The sequence below is a fragment of the Rhizobium sp. GW821-FHT14E12 genome (assembly GCF_058803745.1).
The window spans coordinates 42732-61507 of the sequence record NZ_JBXAPH010000012.1; the positions used below are offsets into that span (position 1 = coordinate 42732).

Annotated in this window: 19 protein-coding genes; 5 read left to right on the top strand and 14 right to left on the bottom strand. The window is 61.5% G+C overall.

Features of this window, described 5'->3' with window-relative positions:
- The first annotated feature begins 34 nt into the window (after nucleotides 1-34).
- Nucleotides 35-1372, top strand: coding sequence for a trimethylamine monooxygenase (locus AC1RO0_RS28465; protein ID WP_498595905.1), 1338 nt, complete (start codon nucleotides 35-37; stop codon nucleotides 1370-1372).
- A 117-nt stretch (nucleotides 1373-1489) separates the two neighbouring features.
- The gene (locus AC1RO0_RS28470) at nucleotides 1490-2089 is read left to right on the top strand and encodes a PAS domain-containing protein (RefSeq protein WP_498595906.1); all 600 of its coding nucleotides are present in this window, start codon (nucleotides 1490-1492) and stop codon (nucleotides 2087-2089) included.
- A gap of 8 nt (nucleotides 2090-2097) precedes the next feature.
- Here AC1RO0_RS28470 and AC1RO0_RS28475 read toward each other — a convergent pair whose 3' ends face one another.
- On the bottom strand, nucleotides 2098-4467 hold the full coding sequence (locus AC1RO0_RS28475) for a trimethylamine N-oxide demethylase (protein ID WP_498595907.1): 2370 nt from the start codon (nucleotides 4465-4467) through the stop codon (nucleotides 2098-2100).
- Nucleotides 4468-4712: 245 nt separating this feature from the next.
- On the opposite strand from AC1RO0_RS28475, the gene AC1RO0_RS28480 reads away from it, so the two are divergent.
- A complete protein-coding gene (locus tag AC1RO0_RS28480; RefSeq protein WP_371110864.1) occupies nucleotides 4713-6497 on the top strand; it encodes a trimethylamine N-oxide permease in 1785 nt (594 codons plus the stop codon).
- Nucleotides 6498-6638: 141 nt separating this feature from the next.
- Here AC1RO0_RS28480 and AC1RO0_RS28485 read toward each other — a convergent pair whose 3' ends face one another.
- Together AC1RO0_RS28485 and AC1RO0_RS28490 are read right to left on the bottom strand one after the other, a co-directional pair.
- The gene (locus AC1RO0_RS28485; protein ID WP_034517027.1) at nucleotides 6639-7043 is read right to left on the bottom strand and encodes a type II toxin-antitoxin system VapC family toxin; all 405 of its coding nucleotides are present in this window, start codon (nucleotides 7041-7043) and stop codon (nucleotides 6639-6641) included.
- A complete protein-coding gene (locus tag AC1RO0_RS28490) occupies nucleotides 7043-7288 on the bottom strand; it encodes a type II toxin-antitoxin system VapB family antitoxin (protein WP_498595908.1) in 246 nt (81 codons plus the stop codon). Before AC1RO0_RS28490 ends, AC1RO0_RS28485 begins: the two co-directional genes overlap by 1 nt.
- Nucleotides 7289-7431: 143 nt before the next feature.
- On the opposite strand from AC1RO0_RS28490, the gene AC1RO0_RS28495 reads away from it, so the two are divergent.
- Nucleotides 7432-7692, top strand: a complete 261-nt coding sequence (locus tag AC1RO0_RS28495; RefSeq protein ID WP_498595958.1) for a type II toxin-antitoxin system ParD family antitoxin — start codon at nucleotides 7432-7434, stop codon at nucleotides 7690-7692.
- Nucleotides 7685-7975 carry a type II toxin-antitoxin system RelE/ParE family toxin gene (locus tag AC1RO0_RS28500; protein WP_498595909.1) on the top strand — a complete coding sequence of 97 codons (291 nt, stop codon included), beginning with the start codon at nucleotides 7685-7687 and terminating at the stop codon, nucleotides 7973-7975. The genes AC1RO0_RS28495 and AC1RO0_RS28500 overlap by 8 nt, the downstream gene beginning before the upstream one ends.
- Nucleotides 7976-8037: 62 nt before the next feature.
- Here AC1RO0_RS28500 and AC1RO0_RS28505 read toward each other — a convergent pair whose 3' ends face one another.
- From AC1RO0_RS28505 to AC1RO0_RS28555, 11 genes are all read right to left on the bottom strand, one after another.
- A complete protein-coding gene (locus tag AC1RO0_RS28505; RefSeq protein WP_498595910.1) occupies nucleotides 8038-8976 on the bottom strand; it encodes an ABC transporter ATP-binding protein in 939 nt (312 codons plus the stop codon).
- A gap of 18 nt (nucleotides 8977-8994) precedes the next feature.
- The gene (locus tag AC1RO0_RS28510; RefSeq protein WP_498595911.1) at nucleotides 8995-9630 is read right to left on the bottom strand and encodes an ABC transporter permease; all 636 of its coding nucleotides are present in this window, start codon (nucleotides 9628-9630) and stop codon (nucleotides 8995-8997) included.
- Between the two features lie 4 nt (nucleotides 9631-9634).
- Nucleotides 9635-10258, bottom strand: a complete 624-nt coding sequence (locus AC1RO0_RS28515; protein ID WP_034517040.1) for an ABC transporter permease — start codon at nucleotides 10256-10258, stop codon at nucleotides 9635-9637.
- 43 nt (nucleotides 10259-10301) lie between these two features.
- Nucleotides 10302-11081, bottom strand: a complete 780-nt coding sequence (locus tag AC1RO0_RS28520; RefSeq protein WP_498595959.1) for a phosphate/phosphite/phosphonate ABC transporter substrate-binding protein — start codon at nucleotides 11079-11081, stop codon at nucleotides 10302-10304.
- Nucleotides 11082-11126: 45 nt separating this feature from the next.
- Nucleotides 11127-12131, bottom strand: coding sequence for an ornithine cyclodeaminase family protein (locus tag AC1RO0_RS28525; protein WP_498595912.1), 1005 nt, complete (start codon nucleotides 12129-12131; stop codon nucleotides 11127-11129).
- 111 nt (nucleotides 12132-12242) lie between these two features.
- Complete coding sequence (locus AC1RO0_RS28530; protein WP_498595913.1) at nucleotides 12243-13130, bottom strand: glycine betaine ABC transporter substrate-binding protein; 888 nt, start codon at nucleotides 13128-13130, stop codon at nucleotides 12243-12245.
- 83 nt (nucleotides 13131-13213) lie between these two features.
- The gene (locus AC1RO0_RS28535; RefSeq protein WP_498595914.1) at nucleotides 13214-14713 is read right to left on the bottom strand and encodes an HAL/PAL/TAL family ammonia-lyase; all 1500 of its coding nucleotides are present in this window, start codon (nucleotides 14711-14713) and stop codon (nucleotides 13214-13216) included.
- Nucleotides 14710-15480, bottom strand: a complete 771-nt coding sequence (hutC, locus tag AC1RO0_RS28540) for a histidine utilization transcriptional repressor HutC (protein WP_498595915.1) — start codon at nucleotides 15478-15480, stop codon at nucleotides 14710-14712. The genes AC1RO0_RS28535 and hutC overlap by 4 nt, the downstream gene beginning before the upstream one ends.
- The gene (locus tag AC1RO0_RS28545; protein WP_498595916.1) at nucleotides 15477-16328 is read right to left on the bottom strand and encodes a MaoC family dehydratase; all 852 of its coding nucleotides are present in this window, start codon (nucleotides 16326-16328) and stop codon (nucleotides 15477-15479) included. Before AC1RO0_RS28545 ends, hutC begins: the two co-directional genes overlap by 4 nt.
- A gap of 2 nt (nucleotides 16329-16330) precedes the next feature.
- A complete protein-coding gene (locus AC1RO0_RS28550; RefSeq protein ID WP_498595917.1) occupies nucleotides 16331-17131 on the bottom strand; it encodes an SDR family NAD(P)-dependent oxidoreductase in 801 nt (266 codons plus the stop codon).
- Nucleotides 17121-18677, bottom strand: a complete 1557-nt coding sequence (locus AC1RO0_RS28555) for an acyl CoA:acetate/3-ketoacid CoA transferase (RefSeq protein ID WP_498595918.1) — start codon at nucleotides 18675-18677, stop codon at nucleotides 17121-17123. Before AC1RO0_RS28555 ends, AC1RO0_RS28550 begins: the two co-directional genes overlap by 11 nt.
- Between the last annotated feature and the right edge of the window lie 99 nt (nucleotides 18678-18776).

Consider the following 18776-nt stretch of genomic DNA (forward strand, 5'->3'; position numbering starts at 1 on the left):
TAAGAATTCGATACAATCGAAAGGGGAATGCTTCATGACAAGAGTTGCCGTCATCGGCGCCGGTCCTTCCGGCCTGGCCCAGTTGCGGGCCTTCCAGTCGGCGGCCCAGAAGGGCGCCCAGATCCCGGAGGTCGTCTGCTACGAAAAGCAGTCCGACTGGGGCGGGCTTTGGAACTACACCTGGCGCACCGGCCTCGACGAATATGGCGAGCCGGTCCACGGCAGCATGTATCGCTACCTCTGGTCGAACGGCCCAAAGGAATGCCTGGAATTTGCCGACTATACGTTCGAGGAGCATTTCGGCAAGCCGATCGCCTCCTATCCGCCGCGCGCCGTGCTCTGGGACTATATCAAGGGCCGCGTCGAAAAAGCCGATGTGCGCAAATGGGTGCGCTTCAGCACGCCGGTTCGCATGGTGCGCTTCGACGAAGAGACGAAGAAGTTCACGGTGACGGCGCATGATCGTGTCGAGGACCGGATGTATGACGAGGAATTCGACTATGTCGTCGTCGCCAACGGCCACTTCTCGACGCCGAACGTGCCCTATTTTGAGGGTGTGAATACCTTCAACGGCCGTGTGCTGCATGCCCATGACTTTCGCGATGCGCTGGAATTCAAGGACAAGAACGTGTTGATCGTCGGCCGCAGCTATTCGGCCGAGGATATCGGCTCGCAGTGCTGGAAATACGGCGCGAAATCGGTGACGACGAGCTACCGCTCGAAGCCGATGGGCTTCAAATGGCCGGAGAATTTTGAGGAGCGGCCGCTGCTGACCAAGCTTGAAAACAAGACGGCGTACTTCCTCGACGGCTCGAAAAAGGAAGTGGATGCGCTGATCCTGTGCACCGGATACCAGCACCATTTCCCCTTCCTGCCCGACGAACTGCGCCTGAAGACCGCCAACCGTCTCTGGGCCGATCACCTCTACAAGGGCGTGGTCTTCGACACGAACCCGCAGCTCTTCTACATAGGCATGCAGGACCAGTTCTATACCTTCAACATGTTCGATGTGCAGGCCTGGTGGGCGCGCGACGTCATGATGGGACGCATCAAGCTGCCCCCGGAAGACGAGCTGAAGGCGAATTTCGACATGTGGCGCGCCCGCGAGGAGACGCTGGAAGATGCCGAGCAGATGATCTGGTATCAGGGCGACTATGTGAAGGAGCTGCTCGCCGAAACCGACTACCCAAACTTCGATATCGAAGGCACGAACAAGACCTTCATGGAGTGGGAGCATCACAAGGCGGAGAACGTCATGGGCTTCCGCGATCATGCCTATCGCTCGCTGATGACCGGCAACATGTCGCCGACGCATCATACGCCTTGGGTCGAGGCGCTTGACGATTCCATGGAGGAGTATCTGCGCAATTGATGCCTTCCCAAGCGTTGCGTAACTGGCAAGGGTCGCTCATCGCGGCCCCTGCCGGCGTGTTTGAGATGAGACGAAGCAATTTGATCCGCAACTCCTTTTTCTTCGGGCATGGTCGTCATGGATTTCCAAACAAGCATTCTCGGCCGCATGAATGGCTTTCTCTATCGCTGCCGCGCGGATGAAAATTATACGATGCTGGAGATGACCAACGGTATCGAACGCGTCTTCGGTTATCCTGCCGATGAGATCATCGGCAACCGGACACGAACCTTCACCTCCATCATGTGCGAAGACGATGTGCCGGTCATGGACGAGGTCGTCGGCAAGGCGCTGGAAAGCCGTACCGACTGGACGATGGAATATCGCATTCGCCACCACGAAGGCCATTTCATATGGGTGACGGAGACCGGTGGCGGCGTGTGGGACGAGGGTGGAGAACTGCTCTATCTCGAAGGCAGCATCATCAATATCGAGTCGCTCTATCAGCGTATCGACGAACAGACCGCCGACATGCGGGTGACGGCCTCGAAGACTGGCGAGATATTGCAGTCGCTACGCTACCTGAAACTGCTCGCCGTCAATGCCGGCATCGAAGCGGCGAGAGCCGGAACGGCGGGGTCCGGTTTTGCGGTGCTGGCTGCGGAAATGCGGACGCTCGCCAATTCCTCGGAAGAGGCGGCGCGCGCGATCTCGAATGCTCAGCGTAAGGCGGAGTAAGTGATAGATTACGAACGCGGCCGCGTCTTCTGCGGGTCGTAATGCGATAGCGGCACGATCACAGCCGGTAGACGCTTCTGATGGCCATCGAGCTTGCCGATCTCGACTTTAGTGCCGACGCCCGCATGTTGAACGTCGATGCGGGCGAGAGCGATGGTCTTGCCGAGGATCGGCGAGCGCGTGGCACTGGTGATGACGCCGACCTGCGCGCGGCCGATATGGATGCAATCGCCGTGGCCGACCGCTTCATTGGCCTGGACGTCGAGCCCGACCATCAGGTGGCGCGGGTTTTCCTTGCGGCGGATCAGCGCCTCGCGGCCGATGAAATCATCCTGCTTGGATTTCAGCGGCACGGTAAAGCCGATGCCGGCCTCGAAGGGGTCGGTCTGGTCGGTGAACTCGTGGTGGGCAAAGATCAGACCCGCTTCGATGCGGACCATATCCAGCGCCTCCAACCCCATTGGCTTCAGCCCATAGGGCTCCCCGGCCTTCCAGACGGCGTCGAAGACGGTGAGTGCATCCTTCGGATGACAGAAGATTTCATAGCCGAGTTCGCCGGTATAGCCCGTGCGCGAGACGACGACGGGCGCGCCCTCGAAGCCACCGATGCGGCCGACGGCGAAGCGGAACCATTCGAGCTCGCCGATCGTCGGCTGGCGTGGCGCCGTCCAGATGATCTCCTTGAGGATATCGCGGCTTTTCGGCCCCTGAAGAGCGATATTGTGCATCTGATCGGTCGATGAGCGGACCCAGGCCTTGAAGCCCTTCTTCTCCGCCTGTTCGCGCAGCCAGATGCCGCTATAATCATCACCGCCGATCCAGCGGAAATTCTTGTCGCCGAGGCGAAACAGTGTGCCATCGTCGATCATGCCGCCATTCTCGTAACACATGGCGGAATAGACGACCTGGCCGGTCGACAGCTTGCGGACGTCGCGCGTCAGGCAATATTGCAGTAATTCCTCGGCGTCCGGTCCCGTCACCTCGAACTTGCGAAGCGGCGAGAGGTCGATGACGACGGCCTTTTCTCGGCAGGCCCAATATTCCTCGACCGGCCCTTCGGAGGAAAAGCGGTTCGGCAGCCAAAAGCCGCGATATTCGGTGTAGTCCCGCGTGAGGGCAGAGAGGCGAGGGTGGAACGCGGTTTCACGCGTCAGTTCGGCGTCGGCGTCAGGGGTCATGCGATAGGCTACCGCTCGTGTGAATTTCTCTTTTCCGGAAAAGGTGCGGACGTGGATATCCGTCGGGTCCCAGCCGTTCGCCGCGTCGATGTCGTCGGGGCAGGAGGAGGAGACACAGACGAGATCGGTCAGCGCCCGCATCAACACATAGTCACCTGGCCGCGACCAGGGTTCATCGAGATAGAGCTGATTACTGTGGTCGATATTGGTGTTGTAGAAATAGTTGAGCGCTTCCCAGCCCTTGCGGCCGGCTATGCCATAGGGCGCCAGCGCCGCGTTGAAATTGTCGGTGCAGTTCACATGGCCGGGATAGCCCATGTCGTCGTAATAGCGTGAATTGCAGGCGGTCGCGAAGGCGTCGTGGCGTCCGACCGTATCCTGCACGATCTCCACCAGCGGCTCGAAATCGCGGTCGAAGGCTTTCGAGGGCAGGCCGGGCGTGGGATAGCTGCGGCCGAGCAGGGTGCGGGTGACGGTGGAATCGAGCGCGAGATCGAGCCCCTTGTCCACCTTGCGGGCGGCAAAGGCCTGGAAGTCGGTGCATTGCCGGCCATAGACGTCGATGATCTGGATGAATTCTCCGGCGCGGACGAAGTAGGCGGAGGCGGCTCCAGCCCTGATACGGACATCCTCGATCGGATCTGCCAAAGGCTCCGGCAGGGCGGAGGCATAATCGCGAATAAGTTGACTGCGCCGGATCCTGACTTCGATCGGCGTGACGGTCTCCTGTGCCTCCGGCGACATGGCGGCGCCCGGAGCGGCGACAATCAACAGGCCCTTCAGCGCGATGGTGAACTCAGCCGTACTGCCGGGCGTCGATGCAGCTCCGAAGAGGCTGACAGCGCCGGCCTTGGCGAGATCGGCACCACGCCGCTGCAAGGCCGCGCGCGTGCGTTGGACGCCTTCCTCCTTGGAGGACAGAATGGATTTGAGGCCATCCGCATGACCGGTGAATGCCGTCCCGAGGCCTGCCGATTGAAACCGGCCCTTTTCATCAAGGAAGGACAGCTCACAGGCCTGCCCGCCCTCACTGTCGGTCACCGTGACATGGTCGCCCGGCTCGACGCGCACAACCAGCGATCCGCCGCCCTTGCAACGGTAGCGCTCGGTATTCGGCGGCAGCACCGGAATGCCGGGATAGTGAATGATGCTGGCCGAAACGGGCCGCACTCCGGCAGTCGTCGGATGAAGATCTCGCATGCAGCCCTCTCGGGGAGTGATGTGCCTCCCGGCACTCGAATCATGCTGACAAAATGCCTTCCGAAAGTAAAGTGATATTGACTAAAAAGAAAATATCTTCACTATCTATAAAGGGCCTAGACTCGGAAATCCGTGCAGGAAACACGGATCTTCAAAACCACCGGCGGGCCTGAAATGCCATGGGAGGCACGTTCAGGGAGACGTACGACAGATACGTCCGGAACAATAAATGGGGAACTGCACCGATGACGGATATTGTGGACGCCAGCGCTCCTGCTGGCACCGAAGGTAAGCTTATACGCGCGCTCGACTGGAAGGGCGCATTCTGGGTGGCTGCGGGCGTGCCGCCGCTTGTTCTTTTTTCCATCGGCGGTATTGCCGGCACGACGGGTAAGCTTGCTTTCGCCGTCTGGATCATTTCGATGGTCATGGGGTTCCTGCAATCCTTCACCTACGCGGAAATCGCCGGTATGTTCGGCAACAAGTCCGGTGGCGCCTCGGTCTATGGCGCGACCGCGTGGCTGCGTTATTCGAAGTTCATCGCGCCGCTCTCCGTCTGGTGCAACTGGTTTGCCTGGTCGCCGGTGCTCTCGCTTGGCTGCGCCATCGCGGCCGGCTATATTCTCAACGCCTTTTATCCGATCCCGGCGGCGGATTCGCAGGCTGTCGTCGCCTGGATCAGCGCCCATGCCACATCCATCGCGGCCGATAGCCCCCGCGTTGCCGAATATATTGCCGCTCATGCCGGCACGGCTCCGGCGGATGCCGTTACCGCGCTGCTGAGTGCCGACGGCGTTGCCGCACTGACGCCGGCGATCCGCAGCTGGTCGCTCGTCAGCTTCAACATTCCCTTCCTTGCCACCGCCAACGTCAATGCCACCTTCTTCATCGGCGGCATCCTGATGCTGATCATTTTCGCGATCCAGCATCGTGGCATCTCGGAAACGGCAAGCGTCCAGAAATGGCTGGCGATCATCGTCCTCGTGCCGCTGTTGATTATCGGCCTCTATCCGATCGTCAGCGGCCAGATCCTCGCCTCCAACGTCACCGGCCTCGTGCCACCGACAGCCGCCTATGCCGGCTCAGACGGCACCTGGAGCAATGGCGGCTGGACGCTCTTCCTCGGCGGTCTCTATATCGCGGCCTGGTCGACCTACGGCTTTGAAACCGCCGTCTGCTATACGCGCGAGCTTAAGAACCCGAAGACCGACACCTTCAAGGCGATCTTCTATTCCGGCCTCGTTTGCTGCCTGTTCTTCTTCCTCGTGCCCTTCGCCTTCCAAGGCGTGCTTGGCCATGCCGGCATGCTGGCGCCGGGCATCGTTGACGGCACCGGTGTGGCGGAAGCGCTCGGCGGCCTGATCGGTGCTGGCCGCATCGTCACCCAGCTTCTCGTTATCCTGATGATCCTGGCGCTCTTCCTCGCCATCATGACGGCGATGGCCGGTTCCTCGCGCACGCTCTACCAGGGTTCGAAGGACGGCTGGTTGCCGAAATATCTCGACCATGTGAACGAGAACGGCGCCCCAACTAGGGCGATGTGGACGGACTTCGCTTTCAATCTCTGCCTTCTGGCGATCGCCTCGGATGCAAGCGGCTACTTCTTCGTGCTCGCCGTCTCCAACGTCGGCTATATCATCTTCAACTTCCTGAACCTCAACTCCGGCTGGATCCACCGCATGGACTCCGGCCATATCGAGCGTCCGTGGAAGGCGCCGACCTGGCTGATCGGCCTCAACACTATCCTCGCCTTCGTCAACGCCCTCTTCCTCGGTGCCGGCGCCAAGGTCTGGGGCTACGCCAACGCGCTCTGGGTCGGCTTCGCCTTTGCGGCCCTGATCCTGCCGGTCTTCGCCTATCGGCATTATGTCCGCGATGGCGGCAAGTTCCCGGCCGGCGCCATGGACGACCTCGGCCTGGTCGGCCAGGATCTCGGCGTCAAGAAGGCAGGCATCCTGCCCTATCTGGCAATCGCTGGCGGCCTTGCCATCGTGCTGTTCGCCAACTGGTTCTTCCAGCTGCCGGCATAGGGAAGGGTTTGGTGAAATAGTGACAATCCCCGTTGTGGTGAGCCACGGCGGGGATTTCCTTTTTTACTGCTTCCGGGCGACTCTATCGCGAGCCGTACAGGACAGAATTCCAATCATGATGGGTGTAGAATCTGGCTCCCGTCAGGGGACGGTTTCGACGTCGGTTCGCCGGAATTCATCCGCCGTTGCGAGGATCGGAACGCCATAATATTTGGCGCAAGCATAATGCAGGCAATCGCCGAGATTGAGCCCATGACGTCCCGAGCGATAGCGGTGTGCGGCCGAAAGAGCGAGACGGGTCGTTTCCCGTGCCGGCGGCAGATCGCGGATTTCAATGCCGCGCTCGTCGATGAACTCCAGAAGCAGAGCCTCGACCGCTTCCACCGAAAGATCGAATTTATCCGGACGGGCAAGACCGAGCGCTGCTTCCAGAACAGCGACCGGCGAGGTCATCGGGCTTTTCGCCGATGCGATCGCCTTCGAAACTCTCTCCGCCTCTGGCTCGTCAGAGAGAAGGGCGATGATGGCGCAGGCATCGACGAACACTAGCTTTCATCCCACATGGCATCGAATATTTCACGCGGAAGCGGTTTCTGGGTCCGGTTGTTTAGGGCAATCCCGTGCTTTTCGCGGAGCCGCATCGCTGTTTGATGCGGAGTCTCCGCATTACTACGCTTTGCGATGGCTTCTTTCATCGCAATGACAATGGCATCGGAGATACTGACGCCGGCCATATGCGCGAATTTGCGTGTCAGCGCATCTGCTTCACGATTGTTGACATTGATGGCCATGATCACCTCCATGTAGATGGATTTTGATTTTAATGTAGATCATGTGCGCGCTGATTCCAAGAGCGCGCGCCAACGACTGCACCTTATGCGATATTGTTAGTTCTTGTTAGGATTGCTATAAATAGCTGATGAAAACCGAACCCATGAAAACCCTTACCATATCCCTCTCGCCTCAGCAGGTGGCGCGTCTGCAGGGCGCTGTTGAATCCGGAGCCTATGCCTCCAATAGCGAGGTGGTTCGGGATGCCCTGCGTTTATGGGAGCAGCGTGAAGAAATTCGTCTCTTGGAAATCAACCGTCTCAAGAGAGCATATGACGAAGGCATGGCAAGCGGCGAAGGCCGTGAGGTCGATGCCAAAACGCTTCTGGCGGAGTTGAAGGCGGAAATCCGTCGCGGTGGCTAAATACATTCTAAGCCCCAAGGCAGAGGAAGATCTGCGCCAAATATGGCGTACGATCGTGCCGGACAATGAACGGGCAGCGGATGCCCTTCTCACGCGGATTATGGACAAGGCCGAGCTTGCGGCAGGACAACCTCTCATGGGATCTCCTCGGCCGGAATTGAGTCCCACAGCACGAATCCTCATTGAGGGTCGTTATGTCGTCATCTACGAGCCGATGACTTACGGCATCTTTGTCGTTGCGATCGTCTATGGACCGCGTGATATTGAAAACTGGTTGAGCTGAGACGGGCTCGGGGCGTGATTGTCCTGACTAAGAGCAAGTTCGTGCAGCCAGAAAACTCCATCCTACCGATGCGCGGAAAGCACAGCCTCGCGCGACAGATATCCAACCCTATCGCCGCCCTCTATCCTGACGTCCAGCCCCTGCAGATCATCGGCCAGGATCAGCGCCAGGGCGTCATGAAGACTGGCATTCGGCCTGATGGAGACAGCGGAAACCTCAGTTGCAGGCGGCGCCATGACGCTTGCCACTTCGATCAGGCTCAGGCGCTTGATTACCCGGTCCGGCCCAAGGAAGCTTTCGACGAAGTCGTTGGCCGGACGGGAGAGGATCGCTTCCGGCGTATCATATTGCAGCAGGCGCCCGTCGCGCATGATGGCGATGCGGTCGCCCATCTTGATCGCCTCATCGATATCGTGGGTGACGATGACCACGGTCTTGCTGACCTTTTTCAGGATCTGCCGGAATTCGTCCTGCAACCGCACGCGGGTGATGGGATCGATCGCGCCGAAAGGCTCGTCCATCAGCATGATGGCGGGATCGGCGGCCAGCGCCCGGGCAAAGCCGACCCGCTGCCGCTGCCCGCCCGAAAGCTCATGCGGCAGGCGGCGGCGCATGATGGCGGGATCGAGGCCGACCAGGTCGAGAAGCTCGTCGATGCGGCGGTCTATCCTTGCCTTGTCCCAGCCGAGCAGGCGCGGCACCGTCGCGACATTGCGGGCGATCGTCATATGCGGGAAAAGCCCGACCTGCTGGATGACGTAGCCGATGCTGCGGCGAAGCTGCTTCTGATCGGTCTCCGCCACATCCCGTCCATTTACCAGCACGCGACCTCGCGTCGGCGTTTCCAGCCGGTTGATCATCCGCATTGTCGTCGTCTTGCCGCAGCCGGAAGGGCCGATCAGTGCGACGGTCGTGCCCGTTTCGATCTCAAGCTCGAGGGTATCGACGGCGTGGCGCTCGCTTCCCTCATAGTTCTTGGTGACATGGTCGAGTCGTATCATGGCAATGGCCTTCCGCGGTCATCGTCTTTGAGTGAAAAATCGCTCCAGCCAGCCGAAGGTCAGTTCGGCGAGGATGGCGAGAAGGGCGATGGGAAGCGCACCGACCAGCAGGCGCGGCATGTTCATGATGGCGATGCCGGCATTGATGAAGTCGCCGAGCCCGCCGCCGCCGATGAAGGAGGCAAGGGCCGCGCCACCGATCACCTGAATGGCGCTGGTGCGAACGCCGGCAAGGATCGAGGGTACGGAAAGCGGGGCTTCGATCTGCCAGAGGATATCGCGGCGTCCCATGCCCATGCCGCTGGCGGCATCGAGAAGGGCAGGGTCGATTTCGCGGATACCGACGATGGTGTTGAGCAGGAGCGGCGGCACCGCCAGTACGATGAGGGCAATGACCGAGGGCAGGAGGCCGATGCCGAGGAAGGGCATGGCCGCCGAGAGGATCGCCAGGCTTGGAATAGAGCGCAGCGAACCGGCTGTGTTGACGGCGACGAAGGCGGCGCGTGGCATTCTGGCGACGAGAAAGCCAAGCGGGATCGCGATGACCAGCGCAATCCCGAGGGAGATCGCGCACATCAGCATATGGCGGTTGAAGGCGCTGAAGAAGGTGCCGGGATTGCTGGCGATCCAGTGGAAGGCGTCGATCAAGATCATTCTTCTACCTCCCGCTGCGTCGGCGGAGCATCTTTTCGATCGCCGCGAAGAGGTAGTCGGTGAAAAGCGCCAGTGCCGAGGTGAGCAGGCCACCAGCGAGGATCTTTTCTGGGAAGCGTTGGTCGATGCCCTCGAAGATGATCACGCCGAGGCCGCCGGCATTGATGTAGGCGGCGACGGTGGCGATCCCGATTACCGTAACCATGGCAATGCGGATGCCGCCGACAATGAACGGCATGGCGAGCGGTAGCTCGATCTCCCAGATGCGCCGGATGGTCCCGTATCCCATGCCGTGCGCGGCATCCAGCACGTCACGCGGGATGGCCTGGAAGCCAAGCCCGATGTTGCGGATGAGGATCATCAGCGAATAGGCCGCAAGGCCGGTGATGGCGGGTGCCGCGCCGATGCCGAGGGTCGGAATGAGCAGGGCGAAAAGCGCAAGGCTCGGCACGGCGAAGAGGACACCGGCCACGATGACGATGGCGCTGAAGGTGCGGGGCTTGCGCGCCGCCCATATGCCGACGATCAGCGAGATGATCAGCGCGATCCCGACGGACGAGAAGACGAGGTAGAGATGTTCCAGCAGGGCTTCAGCCAGCCGATCGATATTCTTCGGGACCCACTTCATCGACAGGGTCCTTTGCTGGAGCGATGGCGGATCTGTCGCGGTTTCACCATGACGCTCCCAGGGTTTCGTCCGTGTCTTTGGCTCTGGCCGGCATCCGATCGTACGCCGCTACATCTGGCTCCGAGAAAGCGGCGAGACCGAGGGAGGCAAGGATGGTTTGCCCCTCGTCGCTCCGATGCGCGTGAAGAAGCGTATGCTTGAGCGCCAGAACCGTGTCCGACGGCAACTGACGGGAGGCTACGAGCAGCGGGAAGGGTGCGGGCTTGGTCGTCGCGACGATGCGAAGCGGCGCGATCATATCCGGCTCGTGCATGTCCAGCAGTTGATAGGCATAGGCATCGATCGCCCCGACATCGATCGTCCCGCTGCGGATCGCTTCCACGACGCCGCGCGGGTTGAGAAGCGGGCCGACCGTATCGCGCACTTCTTTCGCATAGGGTTGTGTGGCAAGAAATTCTCGCGGCGCATTATAGCCGGACTGCGAATCCCGCACCGTCCAGCCCCATCGCGCCTTTGCAAGGTCGGCACTTTCAAAGGCCGTATTCCTGGCGGCGACGATATGGCTCGCATAGACCGGTTGCTCGCCGGCCCAGTTCGCGAGCGAAATCGGGGCTACGAGCGGTATCGGCCGCAGGTCGGCGGCAAGCTTCGAGAACGGGAAGCCGCACATGAAGACGACGCCCATATCCGGCCGTTCCCAGAGCGTGGAAAGAGGTGCGGGAGCAGCGTGGGGAATCACCTCAAGCCTGACGCCGGATTGCGCACTGAGCCACGTAAAAAAGCCGTCCCAGAGCCCGGTTATCTTCGGGCTGAGATTATACATTCTCGAGCAGGCGATCGGCGCGGAGGCGGTCCTGGTCATGGCCGGTCACGCAAACCGCAGGCGCTGGCCGATATTCATTCGCTTGGCCTTGTCGACCATGGCGGCTCCGAGCGCGACATCGGTCGTGCTGAGGCCGCGATGCCAGAAGAGGATGGTTTCGTCGTCACTCTGGCGGCCGGGCTTCATGCCGGAGACGATTTGACCGATTTCGGCATGAAGCGTTTCTGCCGTCACCTTGCCCTCGTCCACATGCCGGCGCAACGCGCCATAGGGCCGGCCGGGGCCGCATTGGCCCCAATCGTCAACGACGACCTTGTCCATAATGTCGGTGAGGTCGAATTCCAGCGCGCTCATCGTGCCGTAGGGAACGACGAAGGCGCCCTTCTTGACCCAGGAAGTCTTGAAGAGCGGCGTCGGCTCCGGCAGGCGGCTCGCCTCGACCAGAATATCGGCGTCCTTCAGGCAGTCTTCCCAATTGTCCGTGACGATGATCTTCTTGCCGAGATCGTTTTCCAGCTTGGCGGCGAAGGCATCGCGGCTTTCCGGACGGCGGGAATGGATGCGGATTTCCTCGAAGTCGAAGAGATGGTCGAGCAGGCGGACATTCCAGTAGGACGTGCCGCGCGCGCCGATATGGCCGAGCACCTTGCTGTCCTTGCGGGCGAGATGGCGTGCGCCGATGGCGGTAACCGCGCCGGTGCGCATATCGGTGATCGCGGTGGCGTCGACGATCGCCTTCGGCACGCCGGTATGCGGATCGAATAGGTTGAGCACGGCCAGTTCCGACGGCAGGCCCTGCTTGTAGTTGTCGACGAAATCGCCGACCACTTTGACGCCGGCATAGCCGAGCGATTTCACATAGCCGCGCAGCACGTTGAAATGCCCCTTGTCGGAGCTTTCGGGCACGAGATGCACGCGCGGCTCGATTACCGTCTCGCCGCGTCCCTGTGCATCCAGCGCCTTGCTGACGGCATCGAGGATTTCGTCATTGGTCAGCGCCAGTGCCTTGGCATCGATGGCGTTCAGATAGTCGATCCAGATTTCCTGCATTCCCGTTCTCCAGGATACCGCCGCTGGCGGTCACGTCGATTGCTGCACATTGCCGGCGATGGTGCCGGAAGGGAGCGCGGCGGGCATGAGGCCCGTCGCGCTCCAAGACGATCAGGGAAGCAGGCCCTTTTCCTTCAGGAAGGCTTCCGCCACGTCCTTGGGTTCCTCGTGGTCGTTCTCGACCTTGGCATTGAGGACGCGCATCGTCGCATTGTCGAGATGGGAGCCGAGCGCTTCCAGCACGTCCTTCATCTTCGGATTGGCATCCAGCGCCTGTTGGCGGACGACGGGGGCGAGGTAATAGGGCGGGAAGAGCCCCTTGTCGTCGTCAAGGGCGACCAGTCCCTTTGCGCCGATCTGCCAGTCGGTGGCGGCGCCGTTGACGACGTCGATATCTTTCTGGGCAAGCGCATCATAGCGCAGGCCGAGCTTGGCGAACTGCTTGAATTCCTTGAATTCAGCACTGTAGACGCGCTTCAGGCCGGGCAAACCGTCCGCGCGGTCGGGAAATTCCGCGCCGCCGCCGAAGATCAGCGTGCCCGATACCTTGGCCAAGTCGGACAGCGTCTTCAGCTTGTCGGCATCGGCCGTTTCCTGGCGCACGACGATGACATAGCCATTGTTGATGCCGGTGGGCTTCAGCCAGGTAAGGTTGAACTGCTTGGTGTAGAAGTCCTTGACCTCATTGTAGACCTTGTCCGGATCGGTGGACATCGTTCCCTTGACGACGGCGGAAAGCGCCGTGCCGGTATATTCGGGATAAAGGTCGATCGCGCCGGTGGTGAGCGCCTGTTGCGCAATCATCGTACCGCCGAGATTGATCTTGCGCTCGACCTGGAAACCGGCCTTTTCGAGAAGGGCCGCATACATTTCGGCGAGGATATATTGCTCGGTGAAATTCTTGCTGCCGACCTTGATGGGCTCCGCTGCCGCGGCGGGCTGGAAGGCGGAGGTGGCCATCACGGCAGCGGCGATGGCGGACAGGATCGATAATTTCATCTTCATTCCCCTCTGGTTAAATCTGGTGGATCAATATTGATGCCGCTGCAAAATCAGTTTTGGTCTTTTCAATTCCGGCCCCGTCAGGCGGAGTTTCTGATGAGTTCGGATATACGTTGGAAGTCCGGACCCTGGGCGCGATCCTCGCTGAGCGGCGGCACCTGTTCGCGGACACGCCGATAGACCTCCTGCGTACCTGTCCCAAGTTCGTTTTCCACGCCACGCAGCTCCACGGCCTGGGCCGAGGCGATCAGCTCGATGGCGACGAGATAGCGCAGCCGCTCGATGATCGCTTCGGTCTTTGCAAGCACGCTTGGCGCCATTGATGCCTGGTCCTCGACGCCATCGGCCACTGGTATGGGGGTGAGGGAGATCGGTGCGGCGAAATGGCGAATTTCCGCTTCGAGCGCCGAGACGGTCTTCTGGACCGTGGCGAAGCCCGTCCGGCTTTGGCCGAGCGGCGTCAGGAAGCGCGGCAAGTCGGACATGCCGGCCGACATGATCTTCATCGTTCGGTAGGCGGTCCCCGCCGCGCAATGCGCCAGCGCCTGGCCGAGCCGCTCCCACGCCAGCACGAAGGCGGTCATGTCGAAATTGCCGTGCGACAGCATCAGGCCTTCGTCGATCAGCACGACTGGATTGTCGCCGGAGCTGGCGATCTCGATTTCCGTTATCTGACGCGCCTCGCCGATGGCGTGGAGGAGTGCGCCTGAGACCTGCGGCGCGCAGCGGTAGCTCAAGGGATCCTGCAGCCGCCGGGCCGCGCCATCGGCCAGCAAGGAACTGCCAGTGAGCAGGTCGCGAAGTCGTGCGGCCGCCTCGCGCTGACCGAAGGCCGGCCGTGCCGCCAGCGCCCGGTCATCGAAGGCGGTCACATTGGCGCGGAATGCCTCGAAATTCAGGGCGACAGCGGCAAGCGACCAAGTGAAGAGCTGTTCGATATCTTCAAGGCAAAGGCAGGCCTTGCCGACGGACAGGCTGTTGGCAACCACGATCGCGTGCCCGTCCTTCGGCGCAAGCCGAAGCGGTTCGAGCCCGGCTGTCATCAGCGCCTCGCCGGCCGCCATGACAGCGCCGCCGATTTCCGCTTCGCCGTCGCCCAGAAGCGCCCTGCCCATATGCGCCAGCGGTGCAAGGTCAGCCGCCCCGATCGAGCCGAGAGAAGGCACGACCGGATGGAAACCGGCATTCAGCGCCGCGACGAGACCCGAAAACACCGGCAGCGACACGCCGGAACCGCCAGCCGCCATTCCAGCGATCCGGACGGCCATCATCGCGCGCACGACGTCTCGTGGAAGCGGAGCCCCGACGCCAACGGCCCGGGCTTGTGGCACGCGTAGCTGGAAGGCGACGAGATCGTCGGTTGCGAGACGCGTATCGACGCCTGCGCCGAGCCCGGTCGTCAAGCCATATACGGGCACGTCGGATGCTGTGTAGCGATCGACGATGGCGCGCGCTGCTAGGATCTTATGTTCGACATCGGAAGAAATCGTCACCCGGGCATTCCGCCGCGCAATGGCAGCAATGTCGCTCACCGTCGGAGCGGTTCCCATGAAGGAGACGATATTGCCGGCGTTGGTCATCCCTGCCTGCCCTCCAGAAGAGCGAGCGGCTTTGCCCGTCCCTTGCCCGAACGTGCTTCCAGCCGGTACTTGTCGCCGGGATAAGAGAGCAGCGCGCAGGTGACGACGGCGTCGCCGGACCATGTGCGGCGGAAGACCCTGAGGCAAGGCTGATCCGGCTTCATGCCGAGCAATTTCCTGACCGTGGCATCCGGCTTCATCGCCTCGACGAAATGCTCGAATTCGGTAATCGGTGCCACCCGCGTCAGGTATTCGTTTGGGGTGATCTCGTTGAAATCATTGGTGAGATAGTCGGGCGCGACCACCGGATTGACATAGCGTTCCTCAACCTGGATCGGCTGATTGTCTTCCAGATGCACGATCAGCGTATGCATGACCTCGATGCCCGGCTCCAGATCGAGCGACTGGGCGACGCTTGCGTCCGCCTTGATGCGGTCGGCAATCAGCACCTTGGCGGTATGGCGATGACCCCGGCTGGAAATCTCCTCGGCGATGTTCTTGATCTGCAGGAGATCGATATCGTGGCGCTGCGAGGAAACGAAGGTACCGAGGCCGGCGGAGCGGGTCAGTACGCCTTCGAACATCAATTCGCGTAGCGCCCGGTTGGCGGTCATGCGGCTAACGCCGAAGGACGAGACCAGTTCGCTTTCGGAAAAAACGCGATCGCCCGGCTTGAGCTTGCCTTCGGCGATCAAACCCATGATCTTTTCTTTGATGCGCAGATAATGTGGCGCATCGCCCGCCGGTTTGGGTTTCGGTCCAGTCATGCCAACCTCGCAGTTCCATAATCGAGCGCCGTGACAGCACGCGCGGGCACTCGAGCCCGGAAGCGTATGTCGTGGCTTTCTCGCCAAATATCGAATTCCAGCTGGTCGCCGGGAAAGACGACGGCGGTGAAGCGGGCGGCGATGAAGCCGACATCCGCAATTTCGTTTGTACCCAACGTCCGCCCGATCGCGTAGCCGGCATAGCCGAATGTGCACAGGCCGTGCAGGATTGGGCGCGGGAAACCGGCGCGGGCCGCATAGGCAGGATCGGAATGAAGCGGATTGAGATCGCCGTTCAGCCGGTAGAGCAGGGCAGCATCTTCCGGCACCGCGATTGCGAAAACCGTATCCGGCGCGCGATCGGGAACGAGCGGCAGCGGCGCCAGTGGCGTTCCCGCCGATCCGCATCCACCGTCGCCGCGACAGGCATTCGTCTGAAGGATGGTCGCGACAGGTGTTTCATTCGCTTCTGTAACGATCGTTCGCTCGAAGGTCGCAAACATGCCCTTTTCCGTCCCACGGTCCACGACGGAGAGCATGTGGGAGCGCGACAGCAGCGGCGTGTCGAGGGGAAGGGGGCGATGGATCGTCAGGCGATGCTCCGAGTGAACGAGGCGCTGCCAATCGACGCCGGCATCCTTCATCCATGGACCGGCATGGGCGATCACATTCGCCATGGTTGGCGCGGCGCGCAGATCTTCTTCCTGCAGCCGCTGCAGATGCGCCGGATCGAGAGGGGCGGCGCCATAGCCGACGGTCAGCGCGTAGAGAATGGCGTCGCGCGCCGTTACCGTCTGCCGGGCTTCCGGAATGGGAAAGTCCATGAGCGCTTGCAGCGAGACGGTCATGGTCACGCTCCCGACTTGGCGGTAGGTTTGCGCACGCCGCCCGCCAGGCGGATACCGCCATCGACGGAGAGCAATTCGCCGGTGACGAACTCCGCGCCCTCGACCAGCCAGACAACCGCGCCGGCGACATCTTCGGGCGTTGCGACACGTCCGAGCGGTGCTGTGCCGGAAAAGCGAGCGGCAAGCGCATCGTAGGCATCGGTTCCAAGCGTCTGGCGCATCCAGCGGGTATCGATGACGCCGGGGCAGACGGCGTTGACGCGGATCTCGGGGCCACAGGTGCGGGCAAGCGCCATGGTCAGCGCGTTGAGCGCGCCCTTTGAGGCGGTATAGGCGAGCGAGGTGCCGCCGCCGGTAAAGGCGACATTCGAAGAGACGTTGACGATCGCGCCGGCGCCGGTGGCACGCATGGCCGGGATGGCGGCACGGCACATCTGATAGGCGCCGACGACGTTGACGCCGAACACCTTCTGGAAATCCTCAGCTGAAAGCGTTTCGAGATCGAAGGGATCGGATTTGACGGTAACGGCGGCATTGTTGACCAGCGCATCGAGCCGGCCCCAGCGCTCAACGGCCCTGGCCACCATCGCGCGGCAGGCGGCATCGTCGGATACATCTGCCTGAACGAGTTCGACCTCGGCGCCGAGCGCCTCGCAGGCGGCGACGGTCTCTTCCGCCTCGTCGCGGCTGCGGCTATAGTTGACGACGACCCTTGCGCCCTTTTCGGCAAACATGCGGACGCAGGCCGCGCCGACGCCGGTCGCCGATCCCGTGACGATGACGACGGAGCCATCAATCTTCATGGTCGAAATCCTTCATGGCGGATTGACGGAAAAGGCGGATGTCCATCTGCCCGAGCTGGTCGGCGATTGCGACGCCCGACGGCAGGCGATCGATGATATGGGCTTTCACATCGATATCCGGCGCGACTTCCATCAGTGTCAGCCGGCCATCGATGACGCGAAAAACGGCGCGTTCGGTGATGACGATCTGTTTTTGACCTTGCGGAGCGGCGGCGGGATCGGAGCTTACTTGGGCTACCTTGTCGACGATCTTGCAGGAACGGCCGTCCGTGACGATCGAGAGCTTCCCATCCTCGACCCGGATATCGGCGCTGCCATGCGAGAACGAGCCCATATAGACGACGGTGCCGGCGGTCTGGGAAATATTGGTGAAGCCGCCGACGCCGACGATGGACTTGCCGAAGCGGCTGACATTCACCGCCCCGCGCACGTCCACCTCCGCCATCCCAAGGAAAGCGACATCGAGGCCACCGCCGTCGTAGAAGTCGAACTGAGAGGCCTGTGGAATGATGGCGCTCGGATTGATCGCCGCGCCGAAGGAAAGCTCCTCGGCCGGAATGCCGCCGATGACACCGGATTCGATGGTCACGGTATAGTCGTCATAGGCTTCTTCACCGGCGATACGACCGATCCCCGCCGCGATGCCGATGCCGAGATTGATCGTTGCGTTGTTGTGGCCGAGAAGCTCCTGGAATGCGCGGCGCTGGATGATCTTGTCGACGGAAAGCGGTAGCGGTGGCAACTGGCCGGCAGCGGCCCGGAAGCGGCCGGTATAGGCGATATTGTCGGTTTCGCCGAAGCTGACGCCATGCTGGGCGGGATCGTCGCAGATGACGACATAATCCACCAGCATACCCGGAATGCGGACATCGGTGGCTGGCAGCGAGCCGCGTTCGGCGATGCGCTTCACCTGAACGACGACGATGCCGCCGGAATTCCGGCCGGCCTGCGCCATGGCGAGAACGTCGACCGGAAAAGCTTCGTCCTCCATCGTGATATTGCCGTCCTCGTCGGCGGTCGTACCACGCAGAAGGACGCAATCGAGCGGCATCGAGGGATAAAGCAGCCAGTCGCGGCCGCGCAAGGTGACCCGCTCCACCAGTTCGGTCGTCGTGCTTTCGTTCATACGGCCGCCGCCGTGCAGCGGATCCATGAAGGAGCCGAGGCCGATATGGGTGATGACGCCGGGCTGGCCGCTGGCAATGGCGCGATAGAGCTGGGCGATTACGCCCTGCGGCCAGCAATAGGCATCGATCTTTTCCGCAAGTGCCAGTTCGCCGAGCCGGGGAGTGCCGCGCCAGCCGCCGGCGATGACGCGCTTGACAAGACCCTCATATCCGAAATGGCCCATGCCGCGCGTCTTGCGGTCGCCGGCGCTGGCGGCAAACAGAAGCGTGAGATCGCGGGGAGCCCCCTCCGTCAGGTAACGCTCCTCGACGGCGGCCGAAATGGCCTCGGGATGGCAGCATCCTCCGAAAGCGGAGGCGGCGACGGTCATGCCGTCTTTCAAAAGAGCCGCCGCATCATTCGGAGTGATGATCTGCATACACGCATCCATTTAAGGGTTGGCTGTATATACAGGCATAGCGAATGAGCATTTGCAAGGCAATAATCGGTGCTGATTAAAAATCTGGCAGTCGGCCAT